This is a genomic window from Inquilinus sp. YAF38 (assembly GCF_052113205.1).
Lineage (GTDB): Bacteria > Pseudomonadota > Alphaproteobacteria > DSM-16000 > Inquilinaceae > Inquilinus.
On sequence record NZ_JBFRCU010000069.1, the window covers coordinates 24299 to 42508 of the forward strand.

Below are 18210 nucleotides of genomic sequence, written 5' to 3' on the forward strand. Positions count from 1 at the left end.
CGCGGCCCTCTCGACCGGCTGCCGTCCGTCCTGGCAGGATGCTTTTTCCCTGGTTGTCTGCGACCGTCGCCCATGCGCATCGCCCTGCTGATCGCCGCCATCGCCGCCTTCCTGATCGGAATCGGCGTCTGGAGCTTCGCCATCACCGGCGACCTGGCCGGAAGCGACGGCGGCCAGGCCGTCCGGATCGCCGCCGGCGCGGCGGTGGCGGCCCTGCTGCTGATCGGCGGCTTCGTGGTCCTGATTCTGCGGGGGCGCTCCCGCGACCGGGAGCGGCGCTGACCCGACCGGCACGGGGGTTGCGCCGGCCGCGGCGCTGTGGCCGGATGCCGGAAACCGCGTGACGCGCAGCAGACCAGGGCATGGCCGACGATCCGATGACCGAACCGCCGCAGCGGGTGGGGTTCCTCCTGGTGCCGAACTTCTCGATGATGGCCCTGTCGGCGGTGCTGGAGCCGTTCCGGGCCGCCAACTGGGTGGCGCGGCGGACGCTCTACGACTGGCGGCTGCTCTCGGTCGACGGCGAGCCGGTCACGGCCAGCAACGGCGGCGTGCTGATGGCGCAGGGCGCGATCGGGCCGGAGGATTCCTTCACCATGATCGTGGTCGTCGCCGGGCTGGACCCGCAGGACGGCCGCGATGAGCGCATCCTGGCCTGGCTGCGGCGGATGGCGCGGCGCGGCTCGCGGCTCGGCGCGGTCTCGACCGGGACCTATCACCTGGCCTGGGCCGGCCTGCTCGACGGCTATCGCTGCACCATCCACTGGGAGAATCTCAGCGGCTTCACCGAGACCTTCCCGCGGCTCGACGTCACCGGACGGCTGTTCGAGATAGACCGCGACCGTTTCACCTCGGCCGGCGGTACCGCGTCGCTGGACATGACTCATTACCTGATCGGCCAGGCGCATGGGATCGACCTCGCCAACCAGGTGGCGGAGCAGTTCCTGCACGCCCGGCCGCGCCAGGGCCATGCGCCGCAGCGGATGGAGCTGCGCGAGCGGCTCGGCGTCAGCCACCCGAAGCTGCTGGCCGCGATCGCCGAGATCGAGGCCAACCTGGCCGAGCCGCTGCCGCGGGCGGCGCTGGCCCGGGCCGCCGGGCTGTCGACCCGGCAGCTCGAGCGGCTGTTCCGGATCTATCTGAACTGCACCCCGTCCCAGTACTATCTCGAGGCCCGGCTGAAGCACGCCCAGATCCTGCTGGCGCAGACCTCGCTGCCGATCCTGGAGGTGGCGGTGGCCTGCGGCTTCGCCTCGGCCTCGCATTTCGCCAAATGCTACCGCTCGCTGTTCAGCCACTCGCCGCGGGCGGAGCGGGCGCCGCGCCCGGTCGCCCCGACCCAGGTCATGGGCCAGCGCCGGGCGTGGTAGCGGGACCAGCGCCGCCGGCTACGGTAGCCGCACCCGGGCGGCGGTGACGCGGTTCTCGTTCTTCTCCTTGTCGCGGACCACGCCCCAGATCACGCCCTGCTGCGTCCGGTCCCAGGCGATGCCCTGGCCGGCGATGTCGAGCGGCGCGGTGGCGACCCAGCGCAGCATCGAGCCCGCCTCCGGCAGAGCCAGGGCATAGACCTCCGGTTCGTCATGGCCGGTGATCCACAGCCGCCCGTCCGGCCCCCAGGAGCCGCCGGAATTGCTCATGTCGCCAAACTTCTCCAGCAGCTCCGGCGGCAATATCCAGGCTTCGGCGACGCGCCAGTCGGCGTCGAAGCGGACGATCTGGGTGTTGTACTTGTTGCCATAGGCAAGCGGGCTTCGGTCGAACACCCGGTTGTAGTTGGCGAAGCCGCCCCACCAGGCCCCGTCGTGATAGTCGATCCAGGTCAGCGAGCCACGATCGATGCCGAAGCTGTGCGTGCCGACATGCTTCAGCGTCGCCGCATCCCAGATCTCGACCGAGCTGGCCATCGGCCATTCCGGGTAATTGGAATGCGCGGTGTAGAGCTTGCCGTCGACGACCACGCCGCTGTCGAGATGGAGGATCGGCCCGTCCTTCGCTTCGGCCCAGGCGGCGATCCGGGCGCCGGTCTTCCGGTCGTAGCGGGCGATCGACCGGCTGTTGATGGCGTAGAAGGAATCGGCATCCACCGCCACGGCCTGCCGCGCCTCCGCCGCGGGGAAGGAGGCGACCGCCTCGACCGGGTAGGGCTTCGGCTCCTCCGCCCGGGCCGGGGCCGCCAGGAGGCCGGCGGCGAGAAGCAGGGCTGGAACAGCGGTCATGCGGATCATCGATCGTCCCTCACGTCTACGGAAGGCGCGGACCCTAGGCCCGGGGCCGTGACAGGACGATGATGCTTCCTTGATGCTTCGGTTGCCGGCCGGTCAGCCGACGGTCTCGGCTTGCTGCAGGATCTCGGCCAGGCCCGGGGGCAAGGTGCCGCTCAGCAGCATCACCTGCAACTGCAGCAGGGCGGCAACGGTCAGCGAATCGGTGATCCGGCCGTCCATCACCATGGCGAAGGCTTCGGCCAACGGCACCGTGCGCAGCGCCAGATCCTCGGTCTCCTCCGGCTCGGCCTCGCCCTGGGTCAGGCCCCAGGCGACGAACAGATGGGCGACCTCGGTCGAAACGCTGTTCGATGGATGCATGGTCAGGAGGCTGTGCCAATGCGCCGCCTCCAGCCCGGTCTCCTCGCGCAGCTCGCGCTGGGCCGAGATGACCGGCGGCAGCTGCGGGTCGCCACCGCCCTCCGGGATCTCCCAGCTGTACAGGTCGAGGGCGTAGCGGTACTGCCCGACCAGGGTGACCCGGCCGCGGTCGTCAATCGGCACCACCCCGATCGCCAGGTTCTTGAAAGTGACCACGCCGTAGATCCCGGGCGTGCCGGCCGGGGTCAGCACATCGTGCTCATCGACCTTGATCCAGGGATTCTCATAGACCGACTTGATCTTCAGCGTGATCCAGCGGTTCAGGCCCCCACCGCTGCCGCCACCGTCACCACTCGCCACGGACATCCTCCACCAGCCGCTCCAGGCGGCTCAGATCGGCGACCTGCAGATGGTCGGCGGCACGGACGACGATGCCCGATTTGGCCAGATCGCTCAGTACGCGCGCCACCGTCTCGCGCGTGGTGCTGACCCGGCTGGCGATGTCGGAATGCACCGGGATCGGCCGGATCGTCGCGCTGCCGTCCGGCTGCGCCCCGAGCGTCCCCAGGCGCAGCAGCTCGGCATGCACCCGGTTGTTGGCGCCAACCGTGCTCAGCTCCATGATCCGCTCATTGGCCCGGCGGACCATGCCGACCAGATGCACCATGACCGCCAGCGCCATGGCGGGATGCTCGGTTACGGCGCTGCGGAACAGGGCGGTGGGCAAGGCGGCGACGGTCGCGTCGGTCAGCGCCATGACATTGGCGGAGCGCGGCTCCCGGTCCAGCGCCGACAGCTCGCCGAAGGAGGCACCGGCCGACAGGTCGTCGAAGGTGATCTCGCGGCCCGAGGCGGAATAGATCACCACCCGGACCTTGCCCTCGACCAGGAAGTAGACGTGGTCTGGATCGTCGTTGCGGTCGATGATCTGCTCATGCGGCGCGAAGCGCTGCCAGCGGCATTGCTTCTGCAACTCGGCGCGCAAGGTGGCCGGAGCAAGCGCGAGAAGATCGATCCCGTCGAGGGGGCGGGCGTCGTTGGCAGGCACGGGTGCGTCTCGTTGTTGAGGCGCGCCAGGATAGGGCCGGCGGGCCGCGCCCGCCAGAGCCGATCTGCAGCCCTCAGCCCGAGCGCTGGAAAGCGGGGCGCAGCGGGCGTGGCGCGCCGATCCGGCGCAGCCAGCCGCGGGCCGGAACCTCGACCCGGCGATGCAGCAGGATGGAGAGCGGCAGCAGCGCCGCGACCATCAGGGCGATCACCCCCAGCGACTGCAGGGCGGAGAAGCCGGCATCCTCGATCTCGTGCCCGGTGGCCAGCCGCCAGCCGAGATGCACGCTGTCGAGCAGCAGGATCTGCGCCAGATAGACGGCGTAGGAGATCTCGCCGAGGAAGATCATCGGCCGCGTGCCCAGCGCCCGGCCCACCCGTGCCGTGTTCTGCGCCAGGCAGAGGATCAGCAGGCCGAACAGCGGCACGATGAAGACGCCGCGCATGTTCAGGTGCATGGCCAGGATGATGGCCGCGGCGGTGCCCAGGGACGCCGCATCGGTTGCCATCCATCGCGGGGCGCCGTCCTGCCAGGCGCGGTAGAGGACCATGCCGCCGGTGAAGCCGAGGAAACAGCGCGGCACGCCCCAGTCGCTGGTCAGGTCGAGGTCGTGCTGCGGTCCCGCGGACAGCAGGGCGAAGCCGGCCAGGGTCGCGACATAGAGCAGGAGCAGCCCGGTCGGGCGCAGCCGGGCGACGACCGGCACCAGCAGCGGGAAGGCGAGGCCGACGATCCATTCGGCGCTGATCGACCAGGACGGTCCGTTCCAGGTGATGGTGTCGTAGAGCCCGGCCGCGTTCAGCAGCAGCAGGCTGCCCGGCAGGGTGGCCAGGGTGTGGCTGCCGCCGAAGGCGCCTTGGCCGACGGCCAGCTTCACCAGCTCCAGCAGCACGAAGCCGCCCAGGAGCACGAGATGCAGCGGGTATAGCCGCGCCAGGCGGGCCTGCAGGAACGGGCCCAGCGTCGCCTTCGACGGCCCATCGGCGAAATTGCGCCCATAGACGTGCATCAGGATGAAGCCGCTGAGCGCGAAGAACAGGTCGACGAAGAGATAGCTCTTGCCGACGAAGAAGGTCGTGTCGGTCAGATGCAGGTTCGGGAAGGATCCGACCGAATAGTGGAACAGCACGACGCAGAGCGCGGCGATGCCACGCAGCGCGGTCAGGGCGGGAAAGTATTGCTGCTGGCTGCGGGGGGATGCCTCGGCCATGAGCTCCGGAATGCTGTTGAAGGCGCCTGATGGACCGAACCATCGGGCCGGCCGAACGTTCCCCGGGGCTGCGGCGTCCCGCCTCAACCCCGTCCGGCCAGGGCGCCCTCCTCGACCCCGATGCGGTGGTACAGCAGCAGGGCATTGGCGAGAGAGAAGGCGATGGCGATCCACCAAGCACCGAAGGCCAGGGGCAGCACCGCGATCTCCGCCGTCACGATCAGGTAATTGGGGTGCCGGACCCAGCGATAAGGGCCGCGGCGTACCAGCGGGGCGCCGGGCAGGCTGAGGACGCGCGTGGTCCAGTACGGCCCCAGCGTCGCCACCACCCAGACCCGCGCCGCCTGCAGCAGCACGAAAAGGGCCAGCAGCGGCCAGGTCGGGTCGCGGTCGGCCGGGACCAGCAGGAAGACCGCCAGCAGCCAGGCGCCATGCAGCAGAATGAACAGCGGATAGTGGCGCGCGCCGCTCTCGACCGCGCCGCGGGCCCGCAGCCGGCTCTCGTTGCGGCGGGCATAGACAAGCTCGCCAAGGCGCTGGGCGGCCACCAGCAGCGCCACCCCCTGTGCCCAGCCGAGCATCAGCCGCAGTCCAGCACGGCGAAGCCGGCGCAGAAGCCGGGGCCCAGCGCGCTCAGCAGCCAGCGCCCGGCCATCTGCCGGCGCTTCTCCGCCAGCACGAACAGCACCGTCACTGCCGACATGTTGCCGTAGCGGCGCAGCACCGCGCGCTCGGCCGCCATCGCCGCATCCGGCAGCTCGAAGGCGTCGCGCAGCGCCTCGACCACCTTGGTGCCGCCGGGGTGGAACACGAAGCCGGAGAGATCCGCGACACCGAGTCCGTGCCGGTCGAGGAAGGCGTCCGCCGCCGGCCGCAGGTCGCGGCGCACCAGGGTCGGGATGTCGCGCGAGAAGATCACGCCGAGCCCGTCGGCCTCGACCGACCAGCCCATCACATCCAGCGTGCCGGGCCAGCGATGCTCGCCGGTCGGCCCCAGGGCCGGCGCGCCGTCCTCCGGCCGGATCAGCACCGCGGCGGCGCCGTCGCCGAACAGGGCGGTGGCGACGACGTTGCTCTTGGTCAGGTCGCCGCGGCGGAAGGTCGGGCCGCACAGCTCCACCACCAGCAGCAGCACCGTGCCGTTGAGCGCGCGCGACAGCGCCGCGGCTCGGGCCAGGCCCAGCACGCCGCCGGCGCAGCCCAGGCCGAACACCGGCAGCCGCACCGTGTCCGGCCGGAACGGCAGCCGCTCCATCAGCCGGGCATCGAGGCTGGGCGTGGCGATGCCGGTCGAGCAGATGGTGACGATGGCGTCGACCTCGCCGGCGCCGATGCCGCCCTCATCCAGGCAGCGCCTTGCCGCGTCCTCCAGCAGGTCGAGCGCCGTGTCCATGAACACGGCGCTGCGATCGTGCCAATCATGCGGGGCGAAGTACCAGTCCAGCGGCACGGCGGAACGGCGGGTGTCGATGCCGGCGGAATCGTAGATCGGCGCCATGCGCTCGAACAGCGCCGGCTTCGCCGCGAAGACGCGCCGGGCGCCTTCGCGCGCCTCGTCCTGGGTGATCACATACCGGGGAACGGCCGTTGCCAGCCCCGCGAGTCTCGGCATCCTGTACCTCCGCGGGGCCATCCCGCTCAGGGAGGGACCAGAACTGGTCCTTCCAGTCTGTTCGGGAAAGAGGCCGTCGCGTTGCGTGCGTAACGCAGGTCAGGATGCCGCAGGGTCGGTGATCCGCCGCGGCCGCAGCGCCGTCGCAGAGATCAGGGCGGCGGCGAGGCAGGCCACGGCCGCTCCCATCGCCAGCGGCGGGAAGCCGGCGGCGGCATAGCCGATCCCGGCCAGACCGGTGCCGATCAGGGTGCCGAGATAGGTGACGGCGCTGTTCAGCCCCAGCACGGCGCCGCGCGCCTCGGGCTTGGCGCGGGACAGCAGCAGCACCAGGATGTTCAGCCCGAAATGATTGGCGAAGCCCCACAGGCCGGTCAGCGTGGCGATCGCGGCGAAGCTGCGCGTCGCCGGCAGCATCAGCGCGTAGATCGCGGCCACCACCAGCAGCACCAGCGGGAACAGCCGGCGTGGCCCCAGCCGGTCGACCAGCCCATCGCCGAAGCTGGCGGCGCCGAAGCCGATGCCGTAGGTCAGCACGATCAGCCCGGCCTGGCCGGCGCTGACGCCGAGCTCGGCCCGCACATGGTCGCCGATGAAGGCGTAGACCCCGTAGAACGCGGCCATGAAGCCGAGGCAGATCGCCAGCAGCGCCGGCACGCCGGGATAGGCGAGGGGGGCGACCACCGCCCCCAGCCCCGGCCTTGCGCCTCGGTCGCGCGACGGCGGTGCCGGCAGTCGCGCGATGCCGAACAGGGCCAGCACGGCCAGGCCGGCCAGCACCAGGAAGACGGCGCGCCAGCCCAGCGTCTCGGCCACCAGGGCGGCGGCCGGTACCCCGGCGACCATGGAGATCGACCAGCCGGTCAGCACCCGGCCCAGCACCCGTGATTCCCGACCCGGCGGTGCGATGGTGGTGGCCAGGGTGTAGATCGAGGGCAGGATGATCCCGGCGCCCAGGCCGGCCAGCGCCTGGGCCGCCGCGAGCAACAGCCAATGCATGGCGAAGGCGGAGAGCAACGTTGCCGCCGCCAGCCCGACCATGCCGCCCAGCAGCGCCCGGCGGGGGCCGATGCGGTCGATCTGCGGCGCCAGCAGGAAGGCGGACAGCGCGGTCGCCCCGCCATAGGCGGCGATGGCGCGCGACACGGCCACCGGCGTGGCCGCCATCGCCGTGGCGACGTCGCCCAGGATCGGGCTCAGCACCAGCGAGTTCGAGCCGACCACGGCAATGCCGGCGGTCAGGATCGCGGTCTGCAGCGAGACGGCGCTCTGATGTTGATGGCGTTCGGTCATGAGATATAGTTGCCGAACCTGGTTCGGTCATGAAGGGCAATTCTCGTGGTCATCGAAAATACGAAAACGGTTCGGCGCCGGCCCGCGGAGGCCCCTTCCCTCGACGCCGTCGACCGAAGGCTGTTAGGGCTGCTGGCGACCGACGCGACGTTGAGCTACGCCGAGCTCGGCCGGGCGCTGAACCTGTCGCCGCCGGCGGTGCATGAACGGGTGAAGCGGCTGAAGCGCGACGGAGTCATCAAGGCCACGGTCGCGGCGCTGGACGGGCGCAAGCTCGGCAAACCGATCCTGGCCTTCATCCATGTCAACACCACCGGCTGGGGCAAGACCCAGGAGATGCTGGACCTGGCGCAGCGACCGGATGTGGAGGAGATCCACACCGTCACCGGCGACACCTGCCTCATGCTGAAGGTGCGGACGCAGGACGCCCAGGGGCTGGAGGACCTGCTGCGGGTGATCTACGACATTCCCGGCGTCCAGGGCACGCGCAGCTACATCGTGCTCAGTTCGCATCTGGAGCGCGGGGCACTGCCGGCCGATTAGGGGGCGGGCGACGCGTCCATGGCTTGCGTGGGCCGCAGGCGACATTCGGCCAGACGGTCCAGCTCGTCCAGCGCGGCGGCATGGCTCTGGCCCCAGTCGCACAGCGCGCGCAGCACCGGCTCCAGGCTCAGCCCCAGCGGCGTGGCCGAATAATCGACCCGCGGCGGCACTTGGCGGAAGATCTCGCGGTGCACCAGCCCGTGCTCCTCCATCTCGCGCAGTTGCTGGATCAAGACCTTCTGGCTGACCTCGGGCAACGATCGCTTGAGTTGCGACAGCCGGCGGGGGCCGTCGAAGAGGTGATAGAGGATGACCGCCTTCCAGCGGCCGCCGATCACCTTGAAGGCCCGCTCCACCGGCAGCACCGGCAGCCGCTTGATCGTCTCTGCCATGGTCACCTTCTGGTCAGTATGGAACGAAAGAGTGGGTAGAGCCGCCGGGCGGCATACTGGCAAGAGGCGTCTCACGCTGTCCAACGTCAGGTGAGGCCATGAAAGCCGTCCAGTTCAGCCGCTTCGGCGGGCCCGAGGTGCTCGAGACCGTCGAGCAGCCGACCCCGCAACCCGGCCCCGGCGAGGTGCTGGTCCGGGTTCGGGCCGCCGGGGTGAACTATTTCGAGACGCTGATGCGGCGGAACCTCTACGCCGTGACGCCCGAGCTGCCGATGGTCCCGGGTGTCGAGGTGGCGGGAGAGATCGAGGCGGTCGGGCAGGGCGTCGATGCCGCGCTGCGCGGTACGCGAGCGGCTGTGCCGATGTTCGCGATCGGGCGCCCCGCCGGCGGCTATGCCGAATATCTCGCCGTCGAAGCCGCTTCGGTCGTGAAGCTGCCTGAAGGCCTGTCTTTCGAGCACGCTGTGGCGCTGCTGGTGCAGGGTCTCACGGCGCTGCACCTGGTGCGGCGCAGCCCGCCGCGCGGCCGGACGGTCCTGGTCACGGCCGCGGCCGGAGGCGTCGGGTCGCTGCTGCTGCAGTTGGCCCGGCGCGCCGGGGCCGAGCGGGTGATTGCCGTCGCGGGAGGGCAGGAGAAGCTGAATGTTGTCCGTGACCTCGGAGCGGATTTCGGCGTCGATTATTGCGAGCCCGGCTGGGTCGCCCGGGTCAAGGACGCCACCGGCGGTCTGGGAGCCGATATCGTCTACGACACCGTCGGCGGCGCCGTCACCAAGGCTTGCCTCGACGCCCTGGCGCCAGCCGGCGAGCTGGTGTTCGGCGCGCTGGGCCGGTTCGAGCTCAAGCCCGCCGAGCTGGAAGGGATGCTGTTCCGAAATCAGTCGCTGAAGGGCTTCGCCCTGCTGCCGTTGCTGACGCCCGAAGCTCTGCAGGCTGATCTGGTGGAGCTGTTCACCTTGGCTGCGGCCGGCGCGCTGACCATCACGGTGGGGCGTTATCGCCTGGATCAGGCCGCCGACGCGCACCGCGCGCTGGAAGACCGCCGGAGCACCGGCAAGGTCGTACTGGTGCCGTAGGTGAGGCGATTTCAGATCACAACCAGTTGCAGTTCGCTCAATCCGATTGCATATTGCAATCGGAACTGGAGCAACCGTGCATGACCAACGAACCTCGATCCGGCTGTCCAATCAATCTGACCCTCGAGGCCCTGGGCGACCGCTGGAGCCTGCTGGTGATCCGCGACATCATGTTCGGCGACCGGCGGCACTTCCGTGAGCTGCTGACCCAGTCGGAGGAGGGCATTGCCTCCAACATCCTGGCCGACCGGCTGAAGCGCCTGACCGAGGCCGGGTTCCTGACCCGCACCGACGACGAGAGCCATAAGCAGAAGGCGATCTACAACCTGACCGAGAAGGCGGTCCAGCTGGTGCCGCTCCTGGCCCATATGGGCGCCTGGGGCCGCCGCCACATGCCGGCCACCCCCGACCTCTCGATCCGCGCCCAGCTCTTGGAGGAGGGTGGCCCGGCATTGTGGGACGAGTTCATGGACGATCTGCGCAGCGCCCATCTCGGCCAGCCGCGCCGGCGCAGTGGCCCGACGGTGGTCGAACGGCTGCGCGAGGCCTTCCTGGCGGTCCGCGCCGCCGGCTGAGGAAAAATATTCGAGGCCGTGTCGGAACCGCGGCCGGGGGGCCGTCCTTGGGGCATCAAAGGTTCAAACCAGGAGATCCCCGTGACCGCCACCCCTGCCTCCGACCGCGAGCTCGTGCTGACCCGCCTGATCGACGCGCCTCGCGAAAAGCTGTTCCGCGCCTGGACCGAGCCCGAGCTGATGAAGCAGTGGTTCACGCCGCGGCCCTGGACCGCCCCGGTGATCGAGGTCGATCTGCGGCCCGGCGGGTCCAACTTGATCGTGATGCGCGGCCCGGACGGCACCGAATTCCCGAACCGGGGCGTCTATCTCGAGATCGTCAAGAACGAGCGCCTGGTCTTCACCGACGCCTACACCAAGGCTTGGGAGCCATCGGAGAAGCCGTTCTTCACCGGCATCATCACCTTCGAGGACGAGAGCGGGAAGACCCGCTACACGGCCCGTGCGGTGCATTGGACCGTCGCCGACCGCGAGGCCCATGAGAAGATGGGCTTCCACGAGGGCTGGGGGCTGTGCGCCGACCAGCTGGCGGAGCTAACTGCCAGGATTTGAACGGGCGCAGGGCGGTGTTGCTATGCCGCCCGCCCGAAATCTCGAACCGTCATGGCGAGCCCCGAAGGGGCGTGGCCATCCAGAGATCGAGCCGCTGGATCGCCACGTCCCCCGGCTCAGGGCCGGGGTCCTCGCGATGACGAAGAGGTCAAGGGTCGGCGTCTGGTCAGCCGGCCGTGTCCTTGCTGCGGTAGTGATAGCGGTACAGCTCGGTGCGGAAGCCGAGCGACGCGTAGAGGGCCAGGGCCGGAGCGTTGTCGGCCACCACCTGCAGGCAGGCGCCGCCGGCGCCCTGGGTCAGGGCCCAGTCCATCAGATGGCCGACGGTCCGCGTCCCGTAGCCGCGCTGGCGATGCTCCGGACGGGTGGCGACGGCCTCGACCACCAAAAGCCGGTCGTGCACGACGCCATAGGCCGTCGCCACCACCTGGCCCTCGACCCGGCAGGCGGCAAAGGCCTTGGGCAGCGCGATGCTGTCGACCATCGAGCCGAAGATCGGGTCGGCCGGGTCGGACCGCAGCGCGAGCCACTCCTCGTCCGGCCGGTCCGACAGCTCGATCCAGGCGCAATCCCGGGGCCGGTGGTCGGACAGGTCTGCCAGCAGGGTGGTGGTGTCGCCCTCGGCGACGTAGCCCGCACGATCCAGCGGCTTGTCCATGCCGGTGGCGATCGCCGGCACCCGGAACCGGGACGGCTGGCCGAGGCCACGATAGATCCCCTCCGCCGTGGTGATGATGCCGCTGGGGTCGCGCGGGCCGCCGCGCAGCGGGTTCACCGAGTTGGTCCGGCGCGTGGCGCCGCCGGAAGCGCGCAGCAGCCAACCGCACAGCAGCACCTGCCGCGGCGACGGCCAGGCGTTCTGGCAGGCTTCCTCGACTCTCCAGGCGATATCGTCGGCGGACATGGACACGGACCCCGAAACGGAAAGGGCCGGACGGCTGCCCGGCCCTCTCTCTATGTAGCGACGATTCAGCGCCGCGGCAGCAGCTTCTGCACCTCGTCGGCGGCGTCGGCCAGGGCCTCCTCCGGCGTCGCGCTCTGTTCCACCACCCGCGACAGGTTGTCGACGATGGTCTGGGTCACCTTCACGCCGTTGCTGCCGGGGAAGGCGTACCAGGGCCGCATCTTGTCCATCTGCTCCAGCCCGGCCTTGAACAGCGGGTTCTTGGCGTAGAAGTCGCCGAGATACTCGGGCGACTTCGCCGCCAGGTCGTTGTTCGGGACGTAGCCGGTGCCCGGCACAACCACCGACGCGCCATAGGGGCCGGCGGCGAACTTGATGAACTCCCAGGCCGCCTGCTGCTTGGCCGGGTCGCGGGTCAGCATCACCGCGGCGTTGCCGCCGGTCGGCAGCCGGCCCTTGGCTGGGTCCAAGAGCGGGATCGGCGCGGTCCGCAGCTCGAACTTGTCGCCGACATTCTTGATGGTGTTGCGCAGCGCGCCGGTGGTCTGGAAGGCGAGGCCGACCTTGCCGGCGACGAAGGCCTGCTCGCCGGCGGACTTGGTGAAGACCGGCATGCCGCCCTCCATCACCATGCGCTGGACCAGGGTGAAGGCGGCCAAGCCTTCCTGGCCGTCGAAAGCGACCTTCTTCTCATCGACCGACAGCATGTCGCCGCCGGCGCCGAACAGCAGGGCGCTGAACATCCAGTCGTCGCCCTGCCAGCGGAAATCGATACCGTCGACGCCGTCGCCCAGCGCCTTGATCTTGGCGCCCAGCGCCAGCACCTCGTCCCAGGTCTTGGGCGGGGTGTCGGGATTGCCGCCGGCCTTCCGCACCAGGTCGGCGTTGAGATACATGATCGGGTTCGAGGTGGCGAAGGCCAGGCCGGCCTGCTGCCCGCCGAACTGGGCCAGGCCGAGGATGTGGTCGCTGAAGCCCTGTTCGGCCATAGGACCGTCTCTCTCGACGAAGGGCTTGAGGTCGACCGAGATGCCGCGCTCCGCCACCACCCGCAGCCGGTTCAGGCCGATGAAGGTGACGTCCGGCATCTCCGCGGTGCCGGCCTGACGCAGGATCAACTGCAGCCCGTCCTCATAGGTCGGCGACGGGCTGGCGAAGACGATCTTCACGTCCGGATGCTCGGCCATGAACTTCTGCGAGATCGTGTCCATCACGTCCTTGAAGAAGCCCGGCATCGGGTAATGGACGGTCAGGGTGGTCTCGGCCTGCGCGGCGCCGGTCATTGCCGCCGCCAGAGCCATGCCCGCCAGCGCGGTTCGGATCAGTTTCAAGATTGCCCCTCTCTGGAAGAAACGCGACCGGGTCAGCCCTTCAGCCCGGTCAGTGTGATGCCTTCGATGAAGCGGCGCTGGGCGGCCAGGAAGGCGGCGACCAGCGGCAGGGTGACGATGACCGTCGCCGCCATCAGCGCGCCGTAGTCGTCGCCGGCCTCGGCGGCGCGGAAGAACAGCAGGCCCAGCGGCGGCGTCGCCATGCGGGTGTCGCTGACCACGATCAGCGGCCAGAACAGGTCATTCCAATGGGCGACGACCGAGAAGATCGCGAAGGCGGTGATCGCCGGCCAGGCATTCGGCACGATGACGCGCCAGACGATCGCCAGCTCCGACATCCCGTCCAGCCGGGCCGCGGCGATCAGGTCGTCCGGCATCGCCCGGAAGAACTGCAGAAACAGGAAGATGCCGAACACCGAGATGGTGAAGGGCGCGACCAGCGCGACATAAGTGTTCAGCGTGCCGGTGGCCGACAGCGCCACATAGATCGGCAGGGCGATGGCGTGGATCGGCACCAAAAGGCCCAGCATGATCATCGTGACCATGGCCCGGGATCCGCGGAAGCGCAGCTTGGCCATGGCATAGGCGCAGGGCACGGCCACCAGCACCTGCAGCACCAGGATCAGGCCGCAGACGATGACGCCGTTCAGCAGGATCTGCGCCATCGGCACCCGGGTCAGCGCCTTGGTGAAATTCTCGATCAGGGCCCAGCGGTGCGGCAGCAGCGACAGGGAGGACGAGAAGATCTCGTCCTGCGGCTTCATCGCGACCGACAGCATCCACAGGTAGGGCGCGACGAAGACCAGGGCGCCGAGCGACAGCACGGCCAGCCGGACGACCCGCAGGGGAGGCCAGGCGGTCATGCGTAATGCACCCGGCGGTCGAGCACCCGGTACTGCAGCAGCATCAGCACCACCAGCACGGCCAGGAACACCACGGTCATCGCCGAGGCGTAGCCGACCCGGAGATAGACGAAGCCCTCCTGGTAGATGGTCCAGAGCAGGACTTCGGACGCCTTGTTCGGGCCGCCCTGGGTCAGGGTGCCGACGGTCTCGAACACCTTCACCGCATTGACGACGCTGATGGTGATCACGAACAGCGTGGTCGGCCCCAGCATCGGCCAGGTGACCAGCCGGAACCGCTCCCAGGCATTGTCGGCGCCGTCGATCTCGGCGGCGGCGTACAGCTCGCGCGGGATCGCGGTCAGCCCGGCCAGGAACAGCACCATGTTGAAGCCGACCGACTGCCACACCCCGATCAGCGCCAGGCTCAGCAGCACGGTCTTGCTGTCGCCCAGCCAGTTCGGGCCGGGCAGGCCGACCAGCCGCAGCATCTCGTTCACCGGGCCGATGCTGGGGTGCAGCAGGTACTGCCAGACCGTGGCCATGGCGACGAGCAGCGAGGCGACGGGCAGGAAGTAGATGGTGYGAAACAGCGCCCGGCCGCGCGTCTCCGCCTCGATCAGCAGGGCGACGCCAAGGCCCAGCAGCACCGAGGCCGGGGTGACGATGGCGGTGTAGACCGCGGTGTTCTTCAGCGAGATCAGGAAGGTGCGGTCGCCCAGCAGCTCGGCGTAGTTGTCGAGGCCGATGAAGGTGACGCCGTCATAGCCGAGCTCGTAATCGGTCAGGCTGAAGCCCAGCACCGCCAGGGTCGGGGCCAGGATCAGGACCGCCAGCAGCAGCACCGCCGGGGCGGACAGGCGCCAGGCGGCGAAGCCCTCCGCCCGCGCCGCCGCCCGGGCGGCCCGGCGCGCGGTGCCGTCATCGAACGCCAGGTCAGCCATGGGCGGCGATCCGCAGCGGCGCCGTCGTGACCGGCACGCGGCCGCCCTCCGGGCCGAAGACCAGGATGTCGGCGGCGTCGACCGCCAGGGTCACGGCGGCGCCGGGCGCCAGCTCGGCCGCCAGGGCCGGGACGGTCTTCGCGACCAGCTCCGCCCCGTCGGCCAGGGTCAGGAACACCAGCAACTCGGAGCCCAGGAACTCGAGCCGGCGCACCGTTGCGGCCAAGTCAGGCTGACCCGGCATCAGGAAGCGAAACGTCTCCGGCCGGATGCCCAGCGTCACCGCGGTCCCGGGCACGGCCTCGACGCCGTCGACCAGCACCCGGCCGCCGATCCGGGCGGCGCGTGTCTCGTCCAGCACCGCTTGCAGCAGGTTGATGCGCGGACTGCCGATGAACTGCGCCACCTCGACATGGGCCGGGTCGGTGTAGATGCGGGACGGCGTGTCGAGCTGCAGCAGCCGGCCGCCGATCATCAGCGCGACCCGGTCGGCCATGCTCAGCGCCTCGGACTGGTCATGGGTGACGTAGAGCGTGGTGACGCCGGCGCGGCGGTGCAGCTCGACGATTTCGCCGCGGGTGTGGACCCGGAGGTTGGCGTCCAGGTTCGACAGCGGCTCGTCCATCAGGAAGGCGGCGGGCCGCCGCACCAGGGCGCGGGCCAGGGCGACGCGCTGGCGCTGGCCGCCGGACATCTGGCCCGGCTTGCGGTCCAGCAGATGGTCGATCTTCAGGCTCGCCGCCGTCTCGCGGACCGAGTCCTGGATCTCTGCGCGCAGGCCGCGCTGGCCGGGCATCAGATTGCCGATGAAGGGCAGGCGCTGGGCCGTCGACAGCCGCCGCATCGCCAGCGGCACGGCGATGTTCTGGCCTGCGGTCAGATGCGGGTACAGGGCATAGGACTGGAACACCATGGCGATGTCGCGCGCCGCCGGGCGCAGCGCCGTGATGTCGCGGTCGCCCAACTGCACCGATCCGGTGTCGGCATGCTCCAGCCCGGCGGCGATGCGCAGCAGGGTGGTCTTGCCGCAGCCGGACGGGCCGACCAGGGCGATGAACTCGCCCGGCGCGGCCTCGATGGTGACATCCTGCAGGATGCGGTTGCCGCCGAAGGCCTTGCTGATGCGCCGCAGCGCCAGCCCGGTCACGGGGTGGCCTCGACCGGCACGTGGCGCGGATAGACCTCGTGGATCACGTCGTCGATCACGAAGGGTTGCAGCTCCGGCAGCTCCACGATCTCGCTCGACGCCGTCTCGTCCAGCGTGTGGATCACGGCGCCGAGGATGCGGTCGCCCGGCATCTCGCGCTCCATCGGCCCGACGACGAAGCCGGAGGACGGGCCCCAGACATACCGGGTGCCGAGATGGGCGCCGGTCCAGGCGCGGTGCAGGTGGCCGCTGGCGACCAGGGCCACGCCGTGCCGCTCGAACAGCTCCAGCAGCCGGCGTCGCGGCGCCGGTCGGATGCTCCAATAGCCGGTGTCGCCCTCATCCGGCCGGTCGACGAAGATCGGCTTGTGGGTGAAGACCACGACACCGCGGCCCTCACTGGCCTCCAGCACGGCCTCGAGCCAGGCGAATTGCGCCTCCTCCTCCTCGTCACCGGTGCCGATCACCTGGCTGTTCAGCCCGACCAGGCGCCAGCCCGGCTGGTCGTGCACCCAGCGGTCCGGCCCGACGATGCGGCGCCAGCGCTCCAGCCGCTTGTGATTGGCCGGCTGCCGGGTGCCGGGCAGGTCGCCGACATCGTGGTTGCCGGGCACCGACAGCACCGGGAAGGGCAGGGCGCGCAGCAGCTCGGCGCAATGCTCCAGATCGGCCTCGACATCCGCCCCGTCGACGCTGAGGTCGCCGGTGTGGACCACCAGGTCCGGCCGGGCGGCCTGCAGCCATTCCGCCAGCGGCGCCCAGTTCGGCGCGAAGTGGCTCTTGCCGGGGCTGAGATGGGTATCTGTGATCTGGACCACGCGCACGGTCGGCTCCTTTGCTGCTGCCGATCGCCCGTCATGGCAAATCACCCGCACATCGGGCGGCCCGACGAGCGGCGGCAATCGGATGTGTCGAAAAGCGAGCTTCGGTGCTGCGGCCGGTATCCGGTTCCACTGCGTCTCGCGGCGCGCGGATGATAGGGAGCGGGGATGACGAATCTGTTGCGTGCGCATGAAGAATCGATGTCCGCCGAGACCGGATCGACGGTCGACGCCGTGCAGCATCGGCGGGCATCATGCCTCGAAGCGACTCGATGAAGGCGGGTGGATGATCGTTCGGGCGAGGCGCGCAGCATGGCGGTGACCGGGGCGGCGACCCGCCGGCGATCACCGCTGCTGATGGCGCTGGTGCAGTGGAACCGCGCCACCATTCCCTGGCCGGTGGCGCTGCGCAACGCGCTGGCCGTGGCGCTGCCCGTGATCCTCGGCGTGTTGCTCGGCCAGACCGATGTCGGGCTGGCCGTGGCCGGCGGCGCGCTGAACGTCGTCACCTCGGACGCGCCGGGGCCGCATGCGTTGCGCCTGCGCCGCATGCTGCTGATCTCGCTCGGCGCCGGGCTCGCGGCGCTGGCTGGCTTCTCGCTCGGCACGCAATGGCTGCCCTTCCTGCCGGTGCTGGCGGTCTCGGCCTTCCTGCTCGCCATGCTGGTGGCGCTCGGCCCGGTGGCGACGCAGGGCGGCACCGCGATCCTGATCGTGCTGGTGGTGACCGCGGGCACCGCCGGCCACGGCTTCGACCCCTGGGCCGCCTCCGGCCTGTTCTTCGCCGGCGGCCTGCTGGCCACGCTGTTCTCCGTCGCCGCCTGGCCGCTCAGGATCTACCAGCCGGAGCGCGACGCGCTGGCCTCGGTGTACCGCATGCTGTCGGAGATCGCGCGGGCGATGCCGGAGGACACGGAGTTCATGCCCCTGGCCGATTCCCTGGGCGAGGCACAACTGCTGCTGGCCCGCAGCGGCGCCGCCCGGATCCGTGGGGTCGAGGCGTTCCGGGTGCTGCTGGGCCTGGCCGAGCGCATCCGGCTCGAGCTGCTGGCCCTGTCCGACCTGCGCGCGCAGGTCGACGACCCGGCGCTGCCGGCCGTGATGCGCCGGGCGGCGGTGGTGCTGCGCGGCCTCGGCATGGCGCTGCGCCAGGGCCGGCCGATGGAGGGCGGGGCGGCGCTAAAGGGCTTCGAGGCGGCGCTGGCCGGGCTGCGCGACGCCCGCCACGCGACGCATGATCCGCTGCTGCGCTCCCGCCTGCATCTGGCGGAGGCGCGGTCGATCGGGCTGGCCGGCGCGCTGCGCGCCGCGCTCCGCAACTCGGCCGAGGCC

At 70.3% G+C, this 18210-nt stretch carries 21 protein-coding genes; 7 read left to right on the plus strand and 14 right to left on the minus strand.

Annotated elements, in window-relative coordinates; translation table 11 throughout:
- Positions 1-72: 72 nt before the first annotated feature.
- Both AB4Z01_RS25680 and AB4Z01_RS25685 read left to right on the plus strand, forming a co-directional pair.
- Positions 73-282, plus strand: a complete 210-nt coding sequence (locus AB4Z01_RS25680; RefSeq protein WP_441698701.1) for a hypothetical protein — start codon at positions 73-75, stop codon at positions 280-282.
- Between the two features lie 80 nt (positions 283-362).
- Complete coding sequence (locus AB4Z01_RS25685) at positions 363-1370, plus strand: GlxA family transcriptional regulator (RefSeq protein ID WP_441698702.1); 1008 nt, start codon at positions 363-365, stop codon at positions 1368-1370.
- Positions 1371-1388: 18 nt separating this feature from the next.
- Here the strand turns inward: AB4Z01_RS25685 and AB4Z01_RS25690 are convergent, their stop codons facing one another.
- The 7 genes from AB4Z01_RS25690 to AB4Z01_RS25720 all read right to left on the minus strand — a co-directional run bounded on the left by AB4Z01_RS25690 (position 1389) and on the right by AB4Z01_RS25720 (position 7751).
- Complete coding sequence (locus tag AB4Z01_RS25690; protein ID WP_441698703.1) at positions 1389-2219, minus strand: hypothetical protein; 831 nt, start codon at positions 2217-2219, stop codon at positions 1389-1391.
- A 102-nt stretch (positions 2220-2321) separates the two neighbouring features.
- Complete coding sequence (locus AB4Z01_RS25695; protein WP_441698704.1) at positions 2322-2954, minus strand: NUDIX domain-containing protein; 633 nt, start codon at positions 2952-2954, stop codon at positions 2322-2324.
- Positions 2935-3636 carry a Crp/Fnr family transcriptional regulator gene (locus tag AB4Z01_RS25700; protein ID WP_441698705.1) on the minus strand — a complete coding sequence of 234 codons (702 nt, stop codon included), beginning with the start codon at positions 3634-3636 and terminating at the stop codon, positions 2935-2937. The genes AB4Z01_RS25695 and AB4Z01_RS25700 overlap by 20 nt, the downstream gene beginning before the upstream one ends.
- Before the next feature lie 73 nt (positions 3637-3709).
- A complete protein-coding gene (locus tag AB4Z01_RS25705; protein ID WP_441698706.1) occupies positions 3710-4846 on the minus strand; it encodes an acyltransferase family protein in 1137 nt (378 codons plus the stop codon).
- 83 nt (positions 4847-4929) lie between these two features.
- Positions 4930-5427 carry an isoprenylcysteine carboxyl methyltransferase family protein gene (locus AB4Z01_RS25710; protein WP_441698707.1) on the minus strand — a complete coding sequence of 166 codons (498 nt, stop codon included), beginning with the start codon at positions 5425-5427 and terminating at the stop codon, positions 4930-4932.
- A complete protein-coding gene (locus AB4Z01_RS25715; RefSeq protein ID WP_441698708.1) occupies positions 5427-6458 on the minus strand; it encodes a type III polyketide synthase in 1032 nt (343 codons plus the stop codon). Before AB4Z01_RS25715 ends, AB4Z01_RS25710 begins: the two co-directional genes overlap by 1 nt.
- 99 nt (positions 6459-6557) lie before the next feature.
- Positions 6558-7751, minus strand: coding sequence for an MFS transporter (locus tag AB4Z01_RS25720; protein ID WP_441698709.1), 1194 nt, complete (start codon positions 7749-7751; stop codon positions 6558-6560).
- 45 nt (positions 7752-7796) lie between these two features.
- On the opposite strand from AB4Z01_RS25720, the gene AB4Z01_RS25725 reads away from it, so the two are divergent.
- A complete protein-coding gene (locus AB4Z01_RS25725; protein ID WP_441698710.1) occupies positions 7797-8294 on the plus strand; it encodes an Lrp/AsnC family transcriptional regulator in 498 nt (165 codons plus the stop codon).
- Here the strand turns inward: AB4Z01_RS25725 and AB4Z01_RS25730 are convergent.
- A complete protein-coding gene (locus AB4Z01_RS25730; RefSeq protein ID WP_441698711.1) occupies positions 8291-8686 on the minus strand; it encodes a winged helix-turn-helix transcriptional regulator in 396 nt (131 codons plus the stop codon). The genes AB4Z01_RS25725 and AB4Z01_RS25730 overlap by 4 nt on opposite strands.
- Before the next feature lie 98 nt (positions 8687-8784).
- Between AB4Z01_RS25730 and AB4Z01_RS25735 the strand changes: the two genes are divergently transcribed.
- From AB4Z01_RS25735 to AB4Z01_RS25745, 3 genes are all read left to right on the plus strand, one after another.
- The gene (locus tag AB4Z01_RS25735; RefSeq protein ID WP_441698712.1) at positions 8785-9762 is read left to right on the plus strand and encodes a quinone oxidoreductase family protein; all 978 of its coding nucleotides are present in this window, start codon (positions 8785-8787) and stop codon (positions 9760-9762) included.
- Between the two features lie 80 nt (positions 9763-9842).
- Positions 9843-10337 carry a winged helix-turn-helix transcriptional regulator gene (locus tag AB4Z01_RS25740; protein ID WP_441698713.1) on the plus strand — a complete coding sequence of 165 codons (495 nt, stop codon included), beginning with the start codon at positions 9843-9845 and terminating at the stop codon, positions 10335-10337.
- 81 nt (positions 10338-10418) lie between these two features.
- Complete coding sequence (locus tag AB4Z01_RS25745) at positions 10419-10889, plus strand: SRPBCC family protein (protein ID WP_441698714.1); 471 nt, start codon at positions 10419-10421, stop codon at positions 10887-10889.
- Positions 10890-11055: 166 nt separating this feature from the next.
- On the opposite strand, the gene AB4Z01_RS25750 is transcribed toward AB4Z01_RS25745, so the two are convergent.
- From AB4Z01_RS25750 to AB4Z01_RS25775, 6 genes are all read right to left on the minus strand, one after another.
- Complete coding sequence (locus AB4Z01_RS25750) at positions 11056-11793, minus strand: GNAT family N-acetyltransferase (protein WP_441698715.1); 738 nt, start codon at positions 11791-11793, stop codon at positions 11056-11058.
- Between the two features lie 65 nt (positions 11794-11858).
- Positions 11859-13124: an ABC transporter substrate-binding protein gene (locus AB4Z01_RS25755; RefSeq protein ID WP_441698716.1), complete on the minus strand. Its 1266-nt coding sequence runs from the start codon at positions 13122-13124 to the stop codon at positions 11859-11861.
- Positions 13125-13156: 32 nt separating this feature from the next.
- A complete protein-coding gene (locus tag AB4Z01_RS25760) occupies positions 13157-13987 on the minus strand; it encodes a carbohydrate ABC transporter permease (RefSeq protein WP_441698717.1) in 831 nt (276 codons plus the stop codon).
- Positions 13984-14910, minus strand: a complete 927-nt coding sequence (locus tag AB4Z01_RS25765; protein ID WP_441698718.1) for a carbohydrate ABC transporter permease — start codon at positions 14908-14910, stop codon at positions 13984-13986. The genes AB4Z01_RS25760 and AB4Z01_RS25765 overlap by 4 nt, the downstream gene beginning before the upstream one ends.
- Positions 14903-16057 (minus strand): ABC transporter ATP-binding protein, encoded by a 1155-nt coding sequence (locus tag AB4Z01_RS25770; RefSeq protein WP_441698719.1) that lies wholly within the window; start codon positions 16055-16057, stop codon positions 14903-14905. Before AB4Z01_RS25770 ends, AB4Z01_RS25765 begins: the two co-directional genes overlap by 8 nt.
- A complete protein-coding gene (locus tag AB4Z01_RS25775) occupies positions 16054-16881 on the minus strand; it encodes a metallophosphoesterase family protein (RefSeq protein ID WP_441698720.1) in 828 nt (275 codons plus the stop codon). Before AB4Z01_RS25775 ends, AB4Z01_RS25770 begins: the two co-directional genes overlap by 4 nt.
- Before the next feature lie 279 nt (positions 16882-17160).
- On the opposite strand from AB4Z01_RS25775, the gene AB4Z01_RS25780 reads away from it, so the two are divergent.
- Positions 17161-18210: FUSC family membrane protein (locus AB4Z01_RS25780; protein ID WP_441698721.1), on the plus strand; the 1050-nt coding region annotated here is incomplete at its 3' end.